This is a genomic window from Bradyrhizobium sp. RDM12, from assembly GCF_051917485.1.
GTDB lineage: Bacteria > Pseudomonadota > Alphaproteobacteria > Rhizobiales > Xanthobacteraceae > Bradyrhizobium.
The window spans coordinates 7,343,762-7,361,052 of the sequence record NZ_CM133064.1; the positions used below are offsets into that span (position 1 = coordinate 7,343,762).

At 62.5% G+C, this 17,291-nt stretch carries 12 protein-coding genes, 4 pseudogenes and 1 other annotated feature; of the genes and pseudogenes, 9 read left to right on the forward strand and 7 right to left on the reverse strand.

What is annotated here, in order from left to right:
- Positions 1-532: 532 nt before the first annotated feature.
- Positions 533-1,363, reverse strand: coding sequence for a tetratricopeptide repeat protein (locus tag ACTGJ9_RS35795; protein WP_456674880.1), 831 nt, complete (start codon positions 1,361-1,363; stop codon positions 533-535).
- On the reverse strand, positions 1,357-1,992 hold the full coding sequence (locus tag ACTGJ9_RS35800; protein WP_456674881.1) for a FecR family protein: 636 nt from the start codon (positions 1,990-1,992) through the stop codon (positions 1,357-1,359). Before ACTGJ9_RS35800 ends, ACTGJ9_RS35795 begins: the two co-directional genes overlap by 7 nt.
- A gap of 241 nt (positions 1,993-2,233) precedes the next feature.
- Here ACTGJ9_RS35800 and ACTGJ9_RS35805 point away from each other — a divergent pair, with 241 nt between their 5' ends.
- Positions 2,234-4,360 (forward strand): VCBS domain-containing protein, encoded by a 2,127-nt coding sequence (locus ACTGJ9_RS35805; protein WP_456678733.1) that lies wholly within the window; start codon positions 2,234-2,236, stop codon positions 4,358-4,360.
- Between the two features lie 1,353 nt (positions 4,361-5,713).
- Here ACTGJ9_RS35805 and ACTGJ9_RS35810 read toward each other — a convergent pair.
- From ACTGJ9_RS35810 to ACTGJ9_RS35820, 3 genes and pseudogenes are all read right to left on the reverse strand, one after another.
- Positions 5,714-6,577, reverse strand: a pseudogene (locus tag ACTGJ9_RS35810) (IS3 family transposase); the annotation flags it as partial.
- 15 nt (positions 6,578-6,592) lie between these two features.
- A pseudogene (locus tag ACTGJ9_RS35815) lies at positions 6,593-7,288 on the reverse strand (transposase); the annotation flags it as partial.
- Positions 7,224-8,186, reverse strand: coding sequence for an IS110 family RNA-guided transposase (locus ACTGJ9_RS35820; protein WP_456674882.1), 963 nt, complete (start codon positions 8,184-8,186; stop codon positions 7,224-7,226). The gene ACTGJ9_RS35820 and the pseudogene ACTGJ9_RS35815, both read right to left, overlap by 65 nt.
- 592 nt (positions 8,187-8,778) lie before the next feature.
- Here ACTGJ9_RS35820 and ACTGJ9_RS35825 point away from each other — a divergent pair.
- Positions 8,779-9,955: pseudogene (locus tag ACTGJ9_RS35825) on the forward strand (IS3 family transposase).
- Positions 9,006-9,122 (forward strand) — a sequence feature (AL1L pseudoknot). (Overlaps the previous pseudogene by 117 nt.)
- Positions 9,956-10,535: 580 nt before the next feature.
- On the opposite strand, the gene ACTGJ9_RS35830 reads toward ACTGJ9_RS35825, so the two are convergent.
- Complete coding sequence (locus tag ACTGJ9_RS35830) at positions 10,536-10,670, reverse strand: hypothetical protein (RefSeq protein WP_456674883.1); 135 nt, start codon at positions 10,668-10,670, stop codon at positions 10,536-10,538.
- 22 nt (positions 10,671-10,692) lie between these two features.
- Between ACTGJ9_RS35830 and ACTGJ9_RS35835 the strand changes: the two genes are divergently transcribed.
- From ACTGJ9_RS35835 to ACTGJ9_RS35865, 7 genes are all read left to right on the forward strand, one after another.
- A complete protein-coding gene (locus tag ACTGJ9_RS35835) occupies positions 10,693-10,854 on the forward strand; it encodes a hypothetical protein (RefSeq protein ID WP_456674884.1) in 162 nt (53 codons plus the stop codon).
- Complete coding sequence (locus tag ACTGJ9_RS35840; protein ID WP_456674885.1) at positions 10,854-11,138, forward strand: hypothetical protein; 285 nt, start codon at positions 10,854-10,856, stop codon at positions 11,136-11,138. The genes ACTGJ9_RS35835 and ACTGJ9_RS35840 overlap by 1 nt, the downstream gene beginning before the upstream one ends.
- A 714-nt stretch (positions 11,139-11,852) precedes the next feature.
- Positions 11,853-12,074: a hypothetical protein gene (locus ACTGJ9_RS35845; protein WP_456674886.1), complete on the forward strand. Its 222-nt coding sequence runs from the start codon at positions 11,853-11,855 to the stop codon at positions 12,072-12,074.
- A gap of 775 nt (positions 12,075-12,849) precedes the next feature.
- On the forward strand, positions 12,850-13,707 hold the full coding sequence (locus ACTGJ9_RS35850) for a YqaJ viral recombinase family protein (RefSeq protein ID WP_456678734.1): 858 nt from the start codon (positions 12,850-12,852) through the stop codon (positions 13,705-13,707).
- Entirely contained in the window at positions 13,694-14,878 is a 1,185-nt protein-coding gene (locus tag ACTGJ9_RS35855) for an ERF family protein (RefSeq protein ID WP_456674887.1), read from the forward strand. The genes ACTGJ9_RS35850 and ACTGJ9_RS35855 overlap by 14 nt, the downstream gene beginning before the upstream one ends.
- Positions 14,879-14,904: 26 nt before the next feature.
- Positions 14,905-15,228, forward strand: coding sequence for a hypothetical protein (locus tag ACTGJ9_RS35860; protein WP_456674888.1), 324 nt, complete (start codon positions 14,905-14,907; stop codon positions 15,226-15,228).
- Positions 15,229-15,308: 80 nt separating this feature from the next.
- Positions 15,309-15,500: a hypothetical protein gene (locus ACTGJ9_RS35865; RefSeq protein ID WP_456674889.1), complete on the forward strand. Its 192-nt coding sequence runs from the start codon at positions 15,309-15,311 to the stop codon at positions 15,498-15,500.
- Positions 15,501-15,848: 348 nt separating this feature from the next.
- On the opposite strand, the pseudogene ACTGJ9_RS35870 reads toward ACTGJ9_RS35865, so the two are convergent.
- Positions 15,849-17,242 (reverse strand): annotated as a pseudogene (locus tag ACTGJ9_RS35870) (mannose-1-phosphate guanylyltransferase/mannose-6-phosphate isomerase).
- Positions 17,243-17,291 lie beyond the last annotated feature (49 nt).

The following is a 17,291-nucleotide window of genomic DNA, read 5'->3' on the forward strand; positions in this document are numbered from 1 at the left end:
CTGGGCCGCAGCAGTATGCCCTACGGCGGCCTTGCTGTTTTCCCTCATGAACCGGCGGGCCTCGATCTTATCGCCTCAGCCGTTGGCGGCGCGTCATCAGCCGCTGACGGTCGCGCTTCCGGTGCAGTTGGTGAAGGTACGCCTCAGTCGTCCCAGAAGCGCTTTCCGCACGCGCATTCGAACATGTGAGTGATGCCTCCGCTCGCGGAGTCCACCACCGCTCGCACAAGCTTCATTTTCTGGCCGCAGATTTGACAGACTCTGCTTGAGTTGTCCTCGACAACGAGAACCTGCTCAGCGCGAAATATTTCCATGACTTCGCCCCCCTTCCGAGGCATCGCGCTGAACACTTTGGTGCGATTTCTTTGGCCTTCTTGCGAACGCGCGTCACTGCTGAGCAAGCCGCTCCTCTCGAGCTTTGGGCGTCAAAGGCGCATTCTTGTGGACGTTCGTCTGGCCTTGGAACACTGAAGCTTCGCAACCTCAGCTTCCTCGGTTCAGACCAGATGGACAATCTCCTGAGAGAGCACACCTAGTGCACGCCATAGCGCACGAATTCTTCCGCGATATCGGCCCGGACGGCCCTCGCGGCCGCGACATCGGCATCGCCGGCCGCGATGTCGCCGCGGCGGGTCTTCGCCAGGCCCCGGCCGTATAGCGCGGCCGCCAACTTCGGGTCGATGCGGAGCGCGGAATCGTAGTCGGCGATCGCCGCCGCGAGACGTCCGGCCCTGAGGTTCGCCAGCGCGCGGGAATCGTAGGTCGCCGAGGTGTGGGCGCCGGCGCCGATTGCCCTGTCGCAGGCCTCCATGGCGTCCCGCGCCTCCGTCGAACTTGCCCGGATCCAGCAAAGGCCGCTCCAAGCCCCTTCTAGGTCGGGGTCGAGACGCACCGCTTCGGCATAGTCGCGCTCCGCGCGCGTCGGATCGCCCTTCTTCAGCCGGGCCTCGGCGCGGTTGGCGAAGGCCCGCGCATAGGTCGGAGCGAGGTCGACGGCCCGGTCGAAATCCTCGATGGCGGCGTCGTAGTCGCCCTTTCTCAGTCTGGCTGCTCCGAGGTTGTTGACGGGCTTGACGAAGGCCGGATCGACCGCGATGGCGCTTTCGAAGTCGGCCACGGCATGGTCGTAGTCGGCCTTCTCGGCGTAGGCGACGCCGCGGTTGTTGTAGGCGATGGCGAGGGAGGACCGGCCACCCTGGTTCGCCTCGATAAAGGCCGAGCAGGCCACGATCCGCGTCTCGGGGGCGGCGGCGCCGTTGCACAGCTCGACGTTCCGGAACTGGCCTTCGTTCGGCTTCTGCGCGGCGGCCGGCACGAGTAGCAGGATCACGACCGACGCCGCCGCGAGGCGCACGTTCAGCATCCGCGGCAGATGCCGGGGGTACGCTCGGCCCTCCCCTCCCGCGCCGGAGCGGCCGCCCTGCGCTTCGGAACGCCGCTCTTGTCCAGCACCCGGTCCTTGCCCTCCTCGATCAGGGTGGAGAACCTGGCGGTGCCGTCGTCGGAGACCTCGATGTGGGGCGTGGTGCCCCGGATGCCCATGGTCGCCACTGGAGTGTCGACCTTCATGTCGCCGCTCTTGGCGACGGCACCGGCCACGAAGGTGGCCGTCCCCCTGGTCAGGTTGAACAGACTCGCATTGGATTTGGCGCCCGGGTCGTAGACGAATTCGTTCATCTCCATGCTGGCGTTGCTGGACAGGTTGAACGAAGAGCCGTCGGCGAAATTGATGCCGAGCTTGCCGTCGGCGCCGGTCTTGACCACGTCGCCCTGGTAGACCGGGTCGCCGACCTTGACGGCGGCCTTGTCGTCGGAAAGGGCGGTCTGGACGACAGCCGCGCCGACGTGCTCGATCGCCACCTTGCCGACGATCATCACGATCTTGCCGATCGGTTTGACATCGGATGGCGGCGCGTTCTGCGCCGACGCGCTCCGGGATGCGGTCAAGCCGAGACACAGCAAGCCGAGACACAGGGCCGCGAGGCCCGCCATCGTCCGTCGCCCGTCCATGCCGCTTCTCCCTTCGCGAGAAGAGCCCCATCATCGCCCCCGCGAATGATGGCAGAGCCGCGCGAGACGGGCCAGATCGGGCTTTGGACTACCACTTAATAGTCAGTCGGGCCCGGGCTGATGCTGCGCGGCGTTCCCTGAAATGGCGTATTTCCGAGCGCGCAATGCGGGTAGATGCGGCGGCATCGGCGCGATCCGAAACGACAACATGCGAGATGTGGCGATGTCGCCGGCACGGGTCTTCGACGGTCTACGACGCACGCCGCTCGGCGGCCGGCTCGGCGTCGCGTCCCTGACCGCCGGGATTTCCTTCGTAGGCCTGATCCTTTCCGCGCTGAAGGAGGCGTGGGGCGCCGATCCGGACGTCGCGCTGTTCGACCACGACAGCATCACTTACAAGGATTTCGCGCACGGCTCCTTCGAACTCGTCACGAAGGAGGCTGTGCCGCGCCACATCATCGTCGACGATCCCGGACAGACCGTCATCCTGAGCAAGACAGGGTCCTCGGTCAGCTTCGCCCAGGTCGCCAACAACGCGTCGCAGATGGGCGACCTGCAGGCCCAGCAACAGGACGTGCTCGCGAACTATTCGCGGGAGCACGGGCCGCGCGGCTCCAGCACGCCGCCCGGCGAGACCGATCCGTCGCCGCAGCCGATCAATTTCGAAGCTCCGGACGGACCGACGGCGCCGCATGCCCTTCAGGCACTGGTTGTGCCGGCGAGCTTCGTCGCGGACGCGCCGTTGATCCATTCGGTGCCGATCCTGAACCTCGGCTCGGCTCCCGTCGAGATCGACACGGTCGTGTTCGACGACTTCTCCGTGTCCAGCGGCAGCTTCTGGGCCTCGAGCTTCGGCTCCGGCGGCGCGCCGACCTTCGGCATCGCCGGCGGGATCGGCGGCCCCTTCACGGTGGCGGGCGCGAGCTTTGACATCGAGAAGCCGGGCTCGTTCGGAATCCTCTACGTGAACAGCCAAACCGGCGCCTACACCTACGTACCCGACAACGACGCCATCAACGCGCTGAAGGCTCCCAGCGCCGACAGCTTCACGATCACCGCCTCCGACGGCTTCGCCTCGGCGAGCCAAAGCTTCACCATCGACATCAACGGGACGGACGACGCGTCCGTGATCTCCGGGGCCACGGCCGGATCGGTTGCCGCCGCCGCCATGGCCTTCGCGGCCGGTCACGACGTCCATGCCGCGCCAACCGCGAACGGCACGCTGACCGACGCCGACGTGGACGATCCCGCCAACACGTTCACCGCCGTGAGCACGCCCCACGCCAGCGATCACGGCTACGGTAGCTTCACCATGACGGCCGACGGGCACTGGACCTACACGCTCGACGACGCCAATCCGGCCGTGCTCGCACTGAAGGCCTGCGACACGACCACGGACACTTTCACCGTGACCACGATCGGCGGCACGCCGCAGACGATCACCGTGACGATCCAGGGCGCGGACGATCCGTCCGTCGTCTCTGGTGACACGCATGGACACGTGGTCGAGGCCGGCGGGGTCCACAACGCCGACCACGGCGTCCCGACCGCCAGCGGCGTGCTGACCGCCGTCGACGTCGACGGACCTTCGAACGACTTCGACCCGGTCGCCTGTCCCGAGACCAGCGACAACGGCTACGGCACCTTCACGATGACGCCCGACGGGCACTGGATCTTCGCGCTCGACAACGGCAATTGCGCGGTCCAGGCGCTCAACGTCGGTCAGAGCCTCACCGATAGCTTCACAGTGAAGACGGCGGACGAGACCGCGCAATCTGTGAGCGTCACGATCGAGGGCAGCAACGACGCGGCAACGATCTGCGGGGTTACCCAAGGATGCGTGAGCGAACCGAGCAACTCCTGCCTGCCGCCGCCCAGCGCCACCGGCACGTTGAGCGACAGGGACGTGGACAATCCCGACGATACTTTCATGGCGACGACGGGCCCTCAGGCCGCCGAACACGGCTACGGTAGCTTCATCATGGCGGCCGACGGCACCTGGACCTACACGCTCGAGCCGGGCAACCCGGCGGTGGAGGCCCTGCGGTCCTGCGATACGCTGACCGACTGCTTCACCGTGACCACGATCGACGGGACGCCCCAGACGGTGAGCGTGACCATCCAGGGCGCGGCGGAGGCCGATTCGTTCAGGTTCAAGGAAAGCTTCGGCTCCGCCCATGCGGCCCGCACGCTGGTATCGTCCGCCGAGGTCGTCCATGCGGCTTTCGCCGACGCCGCTCATCCGATGGCACTTCCGCCGGACGACCTGCACTCCGTCGGGCACGACGCGGGCCCATCCGAGGCCGCGGTTGTCGGGTTCCATCCGCCGCAGCACGATCTGATCGTCTGAGAGCACAGTTTCCGGGTAACGGGGAAAGTCTGGCATCCTTGGGGTGGTTCGGAATTAAAGCATGAGGGGCCGTTGTCTCAGAACAGCGGCCCTTTGCTTTGACCGTTGGATGAGCGGAGTCACAAAGCGCCGATCACGCCGAGGGTGGGAGCTTCCGCTTTGCCTTGGTCCGCCGACATTTATGAGTACAGTCTGTTCTAGCGGCCCACTTTCGTGGGTGCTCGCGGTAGCGCCTCACGAGTGCAGGAGACACGGATTTGCGCGGCTTACTGGCGGTACTTCCCCATCTAGCCATTGCTGCTCTTCGGCCAGAGCGCGCCAGGCCGTTTCCATCCGGTGGTAGCGCCGCGCGGCGCGGGCAGTTTCCGCCTGCTCTGCGAGGCTGGCGCAGTTCTCGGCGTTGTCCAGGTACTCTCGGGTGCGATACATGGCGCCTCTTCTTCCTGTCTATTGCGTGCCACTCCTGCCATGCAGCTGGGTGGCCGGCCTCTGCGTGCGCCCGAGCGCGTTTCGCGCAGATGTAACGGAAAGGGAAGCCCTCCGTTCCTATTCGACCCCAGCAACGACAAGTTCTCAAGGGCGTTAACCGGCCATGCAGCGCGTAGCCATATTCGCCTTCATGGTCGCTGTCGCCAAAATGTTCGCTCGCTGGGTCAGGGACAGCAGCGAGCGCACAGCGCAGCACGTCGAGCCCGGCAGAGCAATGACTGTCGGACGAGGGCACTAGCGAGGCCCCGGAAGCCCGACAGGCCATGCGCCACAGGCTAGCCCGCGCCGAGAACTTCTGACTCAATAACGCCGATAGTATCGATGGGCATAAGGCCGACGAACGACGACTACGCCGCGCCGATAGGCAGGACGATAGACGGGGCGAGTTCGGACGCATCCGTGCCGGCCGCACACCAGGGCTACTGTCTCAACGTTCGCGACGTTGTTGGATTGTCCCAGCGGAGCAACTGGCATTGCCGACGCCGTTGCAATTGAGAATGCCGTCCCACCGAGAACAGTCAGGGCGGCAAGAGTTAGTTTGAATGTCATCCATGCTACTCCAGCGGAGCCTATCCCCGCTAACCAAGCTTAGACGTTCCTTCCTGAACCTTGAATGACCAAGCGGCCGTAGCCCGCGCGGTACACGTTGGGCAAATCGGCTCCCGTACTGCGGAGGTCCGCACCTGATCCGTAGCACTGGAGCCGAGCGTCGGCACTGCCGTCGACTGCGAGCCCACCGTGCATGCGCTTTCGTGAGACGCAATAAACTATGTGGGGGGCGGCCTGGTTGCTAGCCCGCCCGGGAGAGCCTCCGGGTCGCTTTGATCTTCCCCCGAAAAAGTGGACGGGTTTAGACGGCTTTAGCTCCATCTCGATCGGGGCGATATATCCGATGGCGGAATGGAGCCTGGTTCGGTTGTAGAAGCCCTCGATGAAGGCGAAGATATCGCGCTGTGCCTCGGCGCGGGTGTTGTAGTCGCGATGATGGACGAGCTCGGTCTTCAAGGTATGGAAGAAGCTCTCCATCGGGGCATTGTCGTAGCAATCAGCCTTGCGACTCATGGATGCGGTGATGTCGGCGCCGGCAAGAGCATCGCGATAGGCATGTGAGGCGTACTGCACACCGCGATCGGAGTGGTGGATCAACCCGGCCTGGGGCCGTTGCTGCTGGATTGCCATCGTCAGGGCTGAGGATGCGAGTTCGACCTGCATGTGATCCCGCATGGCCCAGCCGACGATCTTTCGGCTGAACAGATCCATGACGGCCGCGAGGTACAGCCATCCCTCCGCGGTCGGGATGTAGGTGATATCAGCGAGCCAGACCCGGTTCGGGGCCTCCGCCGTGAAGTTCCGCGCGATCAGGTTCGGTGCGATCGGCAGGTCGTGACGGCTGTCGGTGGTGCGCACCCGGCGCGGCGGCGCCATGATGGCGCGGATACCGTGTCGTTGCATCATCCGCTCGACCCGGCCGCGGCTGGTATCGCGTCCCTGCGCCCGCAGGACGGCGTGGACGCGGGGGCTGCCGTAGCGTCCGCTGCTGTCCCGATGGACCTGCCGGATCACGGCCAGGAGCGTGGCATTCGATTTTGCCCGCTCGCTCACCGGACGCTCGCGCCAGGCGTAATAGCCGGCCGGTGAGACCTCGAGCACGGCGCACATCATGCGGACCGGATAGGTCTCGCGGTGATCCTCGATGAAGCGAAAGCTCATGTCCGGGTTCCGGCGAAGATCGCGATCGACTTCCTAAGAAACAGCCGGATTGGCGTCCCCCGGAATGGTTTGCAACACGAAGCCCAACGATTTGGCCCGGCGCTGAAGGTTTGCGAGGACGCGGTTGCGATATTGTTGCTCATAGTGGTCGGCGCCCGGATCCCTGTAGCTCATGCCGTGCCGAAGTGTGTTGTAGAACAAGACCGCAATCTTGCGGGCGGTCGCCGTCACCGCCTTCGACTTGCCCGCACGTGAGGATAGCCGGCGATAGAATGCGCCAAGTGCCGTATCGCTCCGCCCCACGGTTGTGGCTGCCAACCGCAACAGCGCAGCCGCCCTACTGGACGATCTCCGTGTGCGCGAAGACAGCACCTTGCCGCCCGAGATCTTGTTGCCCGGTGCGAGGCAGAGCCAGGAAGTGAAGTGCTTGGCGCTCGGCCATGCCCTTAAATCCGTGCCGCACTCGCCGATGAGCTTCAATGCGAGCGACGGACTCAACCCATGGATCTCAGTCAAATCGACGCCAAGCACGCCGTACAGCGCGGTCCGGACATCGAAGGTGGGTGTGTTGACCTGCTTGGTCTTGATGCGTGGCTTGGATACCTTTCCCACCGGTCGAGCTCCTTTGTTGTTCAATGCACTGATCAGGACTTCGAGCTTGCGATCACAGTCGAGCATCTTTGCCTGGTAAACGTCGTAGAGCTCCAGCGACTGAGTCAACGCGAAGACAAGGCCGATGGCTCGTGCCATGGATCTTGGCATAGCGGATCACGGCGAGTGCGCCCGCTGTGAACAGGCTGCGTAAATAGCGATCGCCTTGCTTGCCGATACGGCCAAGCTTGTCCTTGCCCCCACTAGAGTTCTGCTTCGGCACGAGCCCGACCCAGGCCGAAAAGTCCCGCCCCGATCGGAAGATTGTGGCATCGGCAACGCTTGCGACTAGCGCCGTTGCCAGTGCTGGACCGACGCCAGGGATCACATCCAGTCGCCTGCTCGTTGCGTTTGATCGATGCCAGGCAATAATGCGCTTATCGAACTCCAGGATCTGAGCCTTCAGTACCCGCAACTGACCGCCGAGAGCCGCAAGACACGCGCGGGCCACCTCCGGGACCCGGCGGTCAGTTGGATCGGCGACGAGTTCCAACAGCTGTTCGACACCCCTGCGCCCGACGGGGGCAACAATCCCGAACTCGGCCAGATATGCACGGATCGAGTTGATGACAGCAGTCTGCTGGCGAATGAAGAGATGGCGTACGCGATGAAGCATCAGACAGCTCTGTTGCTCGTTCGTCTTGGTCGGCACGAGCCGCATGTTGGGCCTTGTGACCGCCTCGCAAATAGCCTCCGCGTCGGTGCTGTCGTTCTTCTGCCGCTTGACGTAGGGCTTCACATAGGCCGGAGGCATCAGACGCACCGTATGCCCCAACGCCTGCAGCTCGCGGGACCAATGGTGCGATGAAGCGCAAGCCTCGATCCCAACTAGACACGGCGGCAACTTCTCAAAGAAGGACAGCACGAAGCGGCGCTTGAGCTGACGGCGTATGACCACCTGGCCGGCTGCATCGACCCCATGTACTTGGAAGACCGACTTCGCGATATCCAGACCAATTGTTGAAACTGACTGCATAGGTTGCTCCTCCGAATCGTGGGAGCCTTAAACGGCGCCCAGTCTTTGGCACTCTCGTGCCCGTGGAGGAGCCGTCCACAGCATCAGAAGCGGAAGTGACAATCCTCATTCGATTACATCGTCAGTGATGGCAACCCACGTCGGCGGGGCGCCGCCTGCCCGATGACGCTCTGCGGATCGTCGCCCGCGCGCGGCGAAAGAAGATCAGGCCGCGGCATGAAGAACTTCGCGGACGCTCGTCCCTACGCCGAGCCCTTTTCTGCAAATCACTGGATTTAACACTCACTGAGATTCCATGGCTTTTGACTCCCAGTGCAAACCGGATCTCGACCGTCAGCCAGACTACCCTAAATAGACATATCTAGGCTATTTCATTTTTTGGTAGCGTCGCCGGATTGCACTCAATGACTTGGAGAATGATATGACGCACCGAACAGGGCGATTTCTATCTCTCCCAGGGCTTGCCGCAATCATCGCACTTGCAACTGAACCGCCCCGGGTTTGCCGGAGGCTCCAACTCCTGAGAGGATGGAGCCATGACGAGCAAGACGAGAACAAGTTCTCATCCGAGGTCCGGACCCGAGCGGTTCGGATGGTTCTGGATCACGCCGGCGAGCACCCGTCGCGGTGGGCGGCAGTGACGTCAATCGCGGCCAAGATCGGCTGCACGCCGCAGACGCTGCATGACTGGGTCAAGAAGGCCGAGGTCGATAGCGGGCAGCGGGCCGGCGTTCCGACGGACACGGCCGAGAGGCTGAAGGCCCTGGAGCGAGAGAACCGCGAGCTTCGGCAGGCCAACGAGATCTTGCGCAAGGCAAGCGCATATTTTGCGATGGCGGAGCTCGACCGCCGGTCCAAGCCATGATCGCCTTCATTGACGATCATCGTGGGGCGCATGGGGTCGAGCCGATCTGCAAGGTCTTGCCGATCGCCCCCTCGACCTACCACGCCCATGTGGCCAAACGGCGCGATCCGGCCAAGCTGTCGGCGCGCGCCAGGCAGGATGTCAGGTTGAAGATTGAAGTCCGGCGCGTGTTCGATGAGAACTTCTCCGTCTATGGCGTGCGCAAGGTCTGGCGGCAGCTCAAGCGCGAAGGCTTCGATGTTGCCCGTTGCACCGTGTCGCGACTAATGAGGGACATGGGTTTGCAAGGTGTTATCCGCGGCAAGCCGGTCAAAACCACGATCAGCGACAAGGCCGCGCCATGCCCGCTGGATCACGTCAACCGCCAATTCAAGGCGCCAAGGCCGAACGTCCTCTGGCTCTCCGACTTCACCTATGTCGCGACCTGGACGGGCTTTGTCTACGTCGCCTTTGTGATCGACGCCTATGCCCGCAGGATCGTGGGCTGGCGAGCCTCGCGCACGGCGCATGCAGGCTTCGTGCTCGATGCGCTGGAGCAGGCATTGCATGATCGTCGGCCGGTCCATTGCGGCGGGCTCGTCCACCACAGCGACAGGGGGCAGCCAATACGTCTCAATCAAATACACCGAGCGCCTGGCTGAAGCAGGCGTCGAGCCTTCTGTCGGCAGCGTCGGAGATTCCCTATGACAACGCTCTCGCCGAAACCATCAACGGGCTCTACAAGGCCGAGGTGATCCATCGGCGCGGACCATGGCGCAGCTTCGAGGCCGTCGAGTTCGCGACGCTGGAATGGGTCGACTGGTTCAACAACCGGCGGCTCCTGGAGCCCATCGGCAACATACCGCCCGCCGAAGCCGAGCAACGCTACTACGCCATGCTGGAACAACCGGCCATGGCGGCATAACTTAAACCAAATGGCCTCCGGCAAACCCGGGGCGGTTCACAACCATATCCGCTTCGCCGCCTGCCCAAGCGGCTTGCCTGCAACTTATGGACAACGGTCAAAACGCCTACTGGCTGAACAATTGCCATTTCACTGTCTCCGTTCGGTGGACATCAGACGATCCTTGCGACAACTGGAGTTGCTCAGACGTTGTCGGTGGCGGTCGCCGATCCTCCATCAACCAGGGCCAAGAGAACGTCAGGTGGAGAGAGTGTCGAGGGAATAGTTGCACGCCAGGTTGCAACGACGCGCGCAACTGCTAAGGCAACCTGGCCGCGCGTTTTCCCGAGGGGCCGCTCCGCGAATCGCGTGACGATGTTTGATAGATCAGGTACGGCTTCTCATTGCAAAAGGGGCACGGATCACACCGGGCCGTACCTAGTCATAGTAACCCGCGCCATGCCCGCCCTCACCCGCCGCCGCTCAGACAATCCGCACCACCAGACCTGGCACGTCTATTTCGATGACGTCCACGTCGGTACGATCGGCGAGCGCGCCGGCGTGCCGGGCCCCGCCGCGCAGTGGGGCTGGTCCTGCGGGTCTATCGTGCCTTCATCCCGGCCAACGCCGGACCGGCATCGGCGGGACCGTCGTGGAAGCCCGCGAGGCCTTCGAGGCGGCCTGGACCGCGTTGCTGGCCGCCATCTCCGAGAACGCCTTCCACGAGTGGCGCCACGATTCGCGATCGCCGCGCCGAGATGGCGGCCAAGCGGGCGCTGGGCGAGAAGCTCGACAGCGAGATCCACAGCACGGTGAGGCGATGCGTCTGCGGTGCGACGTTCGACGAATGGAAGCCGGACGAGAGCGCGCCGCATCGCACCCACATTTACGCCGCGCAGGCGGCAGGAAAGGTTCGCTGATGAAACACGTCGAGGGGCGGCCGTTCGCAGATCCGGAAGCCGCCGCGCGCAAGCTCCTCGAGCTCGCCGCCGGTGTCGAGCGGATCAACGACCACATTCACATCGAGAAGATCAATGGCCGTTCCTCTCGAAAGGCGGATGCAATGCGAGCGGTCCGGAGTTCGGCGCGGGTATCCGCTAGGATTTCAGAGAAAAAGGCGCACGGTAGCTCGGGAATGGGACCGCGGCGTGGACTGGAGAATCAACGCGAACTGAACCTTTACACTCCACGGCCATACTCATGAGTATCCGGGATTTTTGCTGATCCCAATCTCGGGGCTGGATTGGACAAACGCCGCTGGGACGAAGGTACTGTGTGCCCGGCGGCGGTATTTTTTAGAAGTGGCTTCTACCGTTTGTGTGACCGAAAACCTCAGGTGATCGGGGCGTCGAACCATCTCCGCCGCCGCTTTTTGATGGGTTTCATCTCGCCTGTGCTTTCGACCTGCGCGGTCTCTTCATGACCACACCTCGCGCACCGAAACTCAATTTGCGACTGGTTTGGCCATCGCGAGCGGATGAAATTGGCCGGCATCGGCCAAGCACGACAGCTCGGGCAAGCACGTAGGACATGATCTGGAGACAGCACGGGCAGTCATCTCCCAGCTGCAGCCCGCCGGTGACTGCCAACGATGCATTTTTCGGATCGTTCCGATTTGGATGCGCGGAAGCCAAATCCGGAGGGGCTTCTTGTGTGTCGAAATAAAAAAAGGCCCCTGCGTCGGGGAGGCGCAGGAGCCGGGGGTCAAATACTCCGGTTTGCAGGGGGGCTTGAAGCCGGAGCACATGGAGAACGGTGTGCATTGCCATTTGTTCCTGGTCGGAAAAGTGCGGCTCACTCCTATCTTCCGCGCATGCGTATGGCGTACGAGCTCTGCCTGGCAACCTCCGACAAGCCGACGCCAGAGCCCGAGCCAAGTACTCCGGAACGATCGTCGATGCCGACGCTTCGGAGAAGAATGACCGACAAGTCCATTATTGTCTTTCCCGCGATGATCAAGCCGCTGCGGCTGGCGCGCGTCTACGGGTTTTTGATCCAGCGCGGAGACAGCCTCTACCAACCTGGCGGCAGTCAGCCAGCATGCACGATGGCTCTGGCGCGGAAGATCGAAGGCGGTTGGCTAGAACAGCACGGCCGGCGGTATGAGCCGACAGAGCAAGGGCTGCGAGCGGCGGAATGACCTCATCGCATCGCAGCGTGTGCGCCTCAAGCCCAACGAAACGGCCCCAGGCCAAGGTGGCACGCCCCAGGGCTGAGGCCGCTTCCAGCTACCGAACAGATAGCCTCATGCGTCTGAAACGCATGCAGAAGCAAGGTGGGCTGATGGGCATCGTTCCTATTTGCCGGCCTCGCTCCGACAAATTAGGACAGTGCCGATTCACCAATGATGACGAAGCGTGTCCCAGGACGGGCCAAGTTATTCCTCAGCGGATGAGGAGCGTAATGGAGAGGGTTGAATATGGTTTCGCGTAACACGGATGCGCCAGAGATCTACCTGAGCGTTGGCTCCCGTTATCTCTTCTTCCTGTATTCGCTGACCTCCTAGCAAGTGTTCGACCGCACGAAGGATGCGTTCGTCATTTTCGCTCATTGCTTTGCGCGCAGAGGCAAGGCTATGACGTCTTGCGTTTTGACTGGACATCGCCTTTCCCGCCGCGGTCCTCGGACCGGTGCTACGTTTCGCGTTGGCGCGATTGGCTTCGATTTGTCGTTTTGAGGCCATTGCCCTGTCTCCGGCTAGAACGTCCCGCCTGGTCGGCTGCAACATCAAGAACATTCAAGTCCGCGGCGAAAAGAGCAACAAACTTGCTGCAGAAAGGACTGGCTTTGCCGTGCGATCGGAGCGTTACTGATTGAACGGGCGCTCGGACGGCACCGGTATCTCGCCTCGCAGCTGCCGGGCTCGCAGCAGTGCAGCCACGAGCTGCAATTGCAACGCGACAAGGGAGATGCCGGTGGTTTTCGTCCGAGCAAACGGCGCCGATGCGCCACATCATTTCATTCGATTCAATCCCAACGACCGACGTCATTTCATCGGCGGTTCGGACGCCCGCATCATCATGGGCAACGATCAGGATGCCCTCACGCGGCTATGGGCCGAGAAGCGCGGCGAGATCGAGCCGGAAGATCTTTCGGATAACCTCATTGTCCAACTTGGCACCGTGACCGAGGTTTTGAACCGGGCCTGGTACCAGCGCTGCTCTGGCCAGACCATCAAGGATATCCAGAAGCGCGTTCGCCATCCCGTACACAAATGGATGGCGGCAACGCTTGACGGCGTCGTCGAGCAGACCGGGGCCGTCTTCGAAGCCAAGTACATGCTGCCCTGGGCCTTCACGGAAGAAGCCGCGGCCGACAAGCACATGGCGCAGTTGCAGCACAACATGTGGGTGGTAGCGGCGCGTGTGGCCGTGCTGTCGATCATCACCGGCGGGGGCAAATGGGTCGAGATCAAGATCCACGCCGACCCGCTCTATCAGCACCTTCTGCTCACGGCCGAGAAGAAGTTCTGGCGCTGCGTCCAGACCGGAGACCCGCCTGTCTTATTCAACATCGAGACACCACGCCCCCGGCTCGAGGCCATCAAGATTGTGGACATGTCCTCCTCCAATCAGTGGGCAGAGTTGGCGGCCACATATCTGCGCACCCGAGGAGCGCATGGGGAGCACGAGACGGCCAAGGCCGATCTAAAGAAGCTCATGCCGGAGGATGCCAAGGAGGCAACCGGCCACGGGATCAAGGCCAAGCGCTCGAAGTCGGGGGCAATCAGCTTTGACGCGCAGGTAGCGGAGGGCGGCCATGCACCAATCTAGTGAGCGGATTGGGGCAATTGCAGGCGCCCTCGCTCGGGCCCAGGCCGAGCTAATGAACCCTGAGAAGACCCTCACCGCCACGATTCGCTCGCCCTTCCCGCGAGAGGAAGATCGCACCTTCCGCTACGCTTCTCTGGCCTCCGGCCTGGACATCGTCCGGAAGACGCTGAGCCAGCAGGAGATCGCCACCGTCCAGACCACCCGGATCGAGACGGTCACCGGCACCATTCACCTCACCACCTTGCTCGCCCATGCCTCCGGCGAATGGATCTCCTCGGACTGGCCGGTCTGCGACGCCAAGGATGCCGAGGCGCCGCACCGGATGGGGGCGGCGTTGACCTATGCCCGCCGCTACGCCCTTTTTGCGCTGGTCGGGATCGCGGGGGAAGACGATCTGGACGCTCCCGATGCGATCGCCGGGCCTGCTGCAGGGGCCGAAACACAAACGGCTGGGAAATCAAAAGGACAGCCGTCCAAGGGCGTTTTGAACCGAGCGCCTGTCTTGTCGCCCCAATGGTCTACCGAGCTACTGGATCGGCTTCTTGACCAGCTCGCTTCCCGAGACGCCGGCGACGGCCTCCTCGCATGGGCCAAAGCCAGCCTCCCCCTCAAGAACACTCTCCTTGAGGCTGACGCACGCATCCTCGAGGCCGCCTACCAGAACAAACTCGAAATCGCCCATTCCGAAGCCGACCAGGCTAGGCAGGAGTTGGCAGTTCACCGAGAACACGGATCAAACGACCGGCCTCTTCCGGCAGATGTCGGAGCCCATGGCGGGGGTAATAGTCTGCCTGCCCTGGATCAACCGGTTGGTCTTGCCTTTCCGAAGGAGGCCCCCCGGAAGCGTAGCAAGGCGCACCTCGCGTTCGTCCGCGCGCAGCCTTGTCTTGTCTGCAAACAGGCGCCCTCCGATGCCCACCACGTCAAGTTCGCTCAACCGAGAACTCTCGGTCGCAAAGTCAGCGATGAGTTCACAGTGCCTTTATGCCGCCCGCATCACCAACAGCTGCATCACCACGGGAACGAGAAAGCTTGGTGGGCGGACTTGCAGATCTTACCTCTGCCCGTCGCAAAAGAGTTATGGGCGGCAAGCCCGATCCACCAAACAAACACACCCCCCGAAGGAGCGGCTTCTCGAACGAGCGCAGGCATGGAGGCCACAGTTCCATGAATGGGCCTTTCCAACCGACCAACCCAATGCCCGCGGTCGTCATGCCGGGCGAGTTCGACAGCCTTTCACCACCTCCTCTGCTCCTCCCTGGCGAAGATCCCGAACGCTACCGCACGCTGCGACAGGCCATCTTCGACGATCTCGCTCCCCAATTAGCCATCGAATGGCTTTTGGCGATCGATGTCGCAGAACTCTCCTGGGAAATGCAACGTTATCGTATGCTGCGACACAAGCTCCTGGGCATCTACCGTCAAAAGGCGATCGAGGCCTCGCTCCGCCGCATCGATGTTGAGGGAATAGCCCCGAATTCCGGGCCGCAGCAGAGTTCTACACGGTCCGCAACGCCCTAGACTGGCAATTCGATCCGACCGCTGCTCATGATATCGAGGCCCGTCTTGCTTCATACGGCTTTGACCAACATGTCATCAACATGGAGGTCTATGTTCAGGCGCGCGAGGTCTTCTCCCTCTTTGAATCACTGCTGAATGGCGCGCAGCTTCGACGCATGATGCTGCTAAAAGAGCTCTTTGGCCTTCGACAAACAAAAACCTTGCGCCGAAAAAATGAAGCGATCAGCGAAGGATCTAACGCCTCCTACGCTGCCGTAAAAGGGCGCACTTAATGGATAGGACCCGTCATCGAGGGTTCCGTTCGTCGTCATCGGCGAATTGGCGATCTTCTTTTGCTAATTGCTTTCTTCATCACCGTTGGTGTCGTGATGACCGCATGGATTGCCGCAATAGGCTGGGCCATTTGGTGCTTGATCGCATGGATATTAACTTAGGAGATGGAGTTGGGACAGTTTGACGGCCCTTCTGGACATTTCATTCTTCGAATGTATGAGCTTATTCTAAAGGAGGTTATTAGATCGACGCTTCGGCTCTTACGCCTGAATGGCCTGGGCCGCGGCCGAGTTCTTAGTTCGAGCGCTTGTCGATACGCTCGTGTTCAAGCAGACCAATGTTGCTGATTAGGACCTTTGATAGTCGTCTTCAATCCGGATGATGTCGTCTTCCCCGAGATAGGAGCCGGTCTGGACCTCGATCAGTTCCAGCATGATCTTGCCGGGATTCTTCCATCCGGTGGACCGCGCCCATCGGGATGTAGATGGACTCGTTCTCATGCACCGTCTTCACGGTCTCGTTCACGGTGACGCGGGCGGCGCCACGGACCACGATCCAGTGCTCGGCGCGATGATGATGCTTCTGCGACAGACGCCCGCCCGGCTTCACCACGATGCGCTTGACCTGATGGCGCTCGCCATTGTCGACCGACTGGTAGCTGCCCCAGGGGCGATGCACCTTGAGATGCTCCCTCGGTGACCTTCGGCGCGACAGTCTTGAGTTTTGTGACCAGCCGCTTGAGTCCGTTGGCGTCCTTCTGGCGCGAGACGAGGACTGCATCCGCGGTCGCAACAACGATAAGATCATCGACGCCTTCGAGAGCAACCAGCGCGGAATCCGTTGTGATGTTGCAATTGCGCGAGTCCTCGAAGACCGCGGCGCCATGCGAGGCATTGCCTTGCGCGTCCTTGTTCGACAATTCCCACACCGCGTGCCAGGAGCCGACGTCGGACCAACCGCAGGACACCGGCACCACGGCTGCGCGCGAGGTCTTCTCCATCACCGCATAGTCGATCGAGATCGCCTTCGCCGCACCGAAAGCCTGCGCCTCCAGCGTCACGAAGCCGAGATCGCGGCCGGCGTTAGTGACCGCGTTGGACACAGCCTCCACGCTTGCCGCATCAACCTTGCGATATTCGTCGAGCAGCAGGGCCGCGGGAAACATGACGTTGCCGCTGTTCCAGAGATAGCCCGAATTGACGTAGTCGGCCGCCTTCACGGCATCCGGCTTCTCGACGAAGCGCGCGACCGCGTGCACCTCACCGGAGATCACCTCACCCGGGCTGATATAGCCGTATTCGGTCGCCGGCCGCTCCGGCTTGACGCCGAAGGTGACGATGCGCCCGGTGCTCGCGGCAGTGAGGCCCTCGCGGCACGCGGCGACGAAGGCGGCATTGTCCTGCACCACGTGGTCGGCAGCGAGCGCGAGCACGATCGCTTCACTGGTGCGGTTTTGCGCGAACGCCGCGCCGGCAGCGATCGCGGGACCGGAGTCGCGCCGCATCGGCTCGAGGATCAGGTCGGCCTCGATGCCGATCTCGGCGAGCTGCTCCAGCACCATGAAGCGATAGGACGCCTTGGTGATGACGATGGGGCGATCGAACAGCGAAGCGTCAGAGACGCGCAACAGCGTGTCCTGGAAGGTCGAGCGCGCGCCGAACAGCGGCAAACACTGCTTCGGGCGCACCTCGCGCGAAGCCGGCCACAGCCGCGTGCCGGCGCCCCAGACCCTGGATACAATCGGCCCCCGGGGCGATGGTCATTGACCATTGATCGAAGACCCTTTTGAC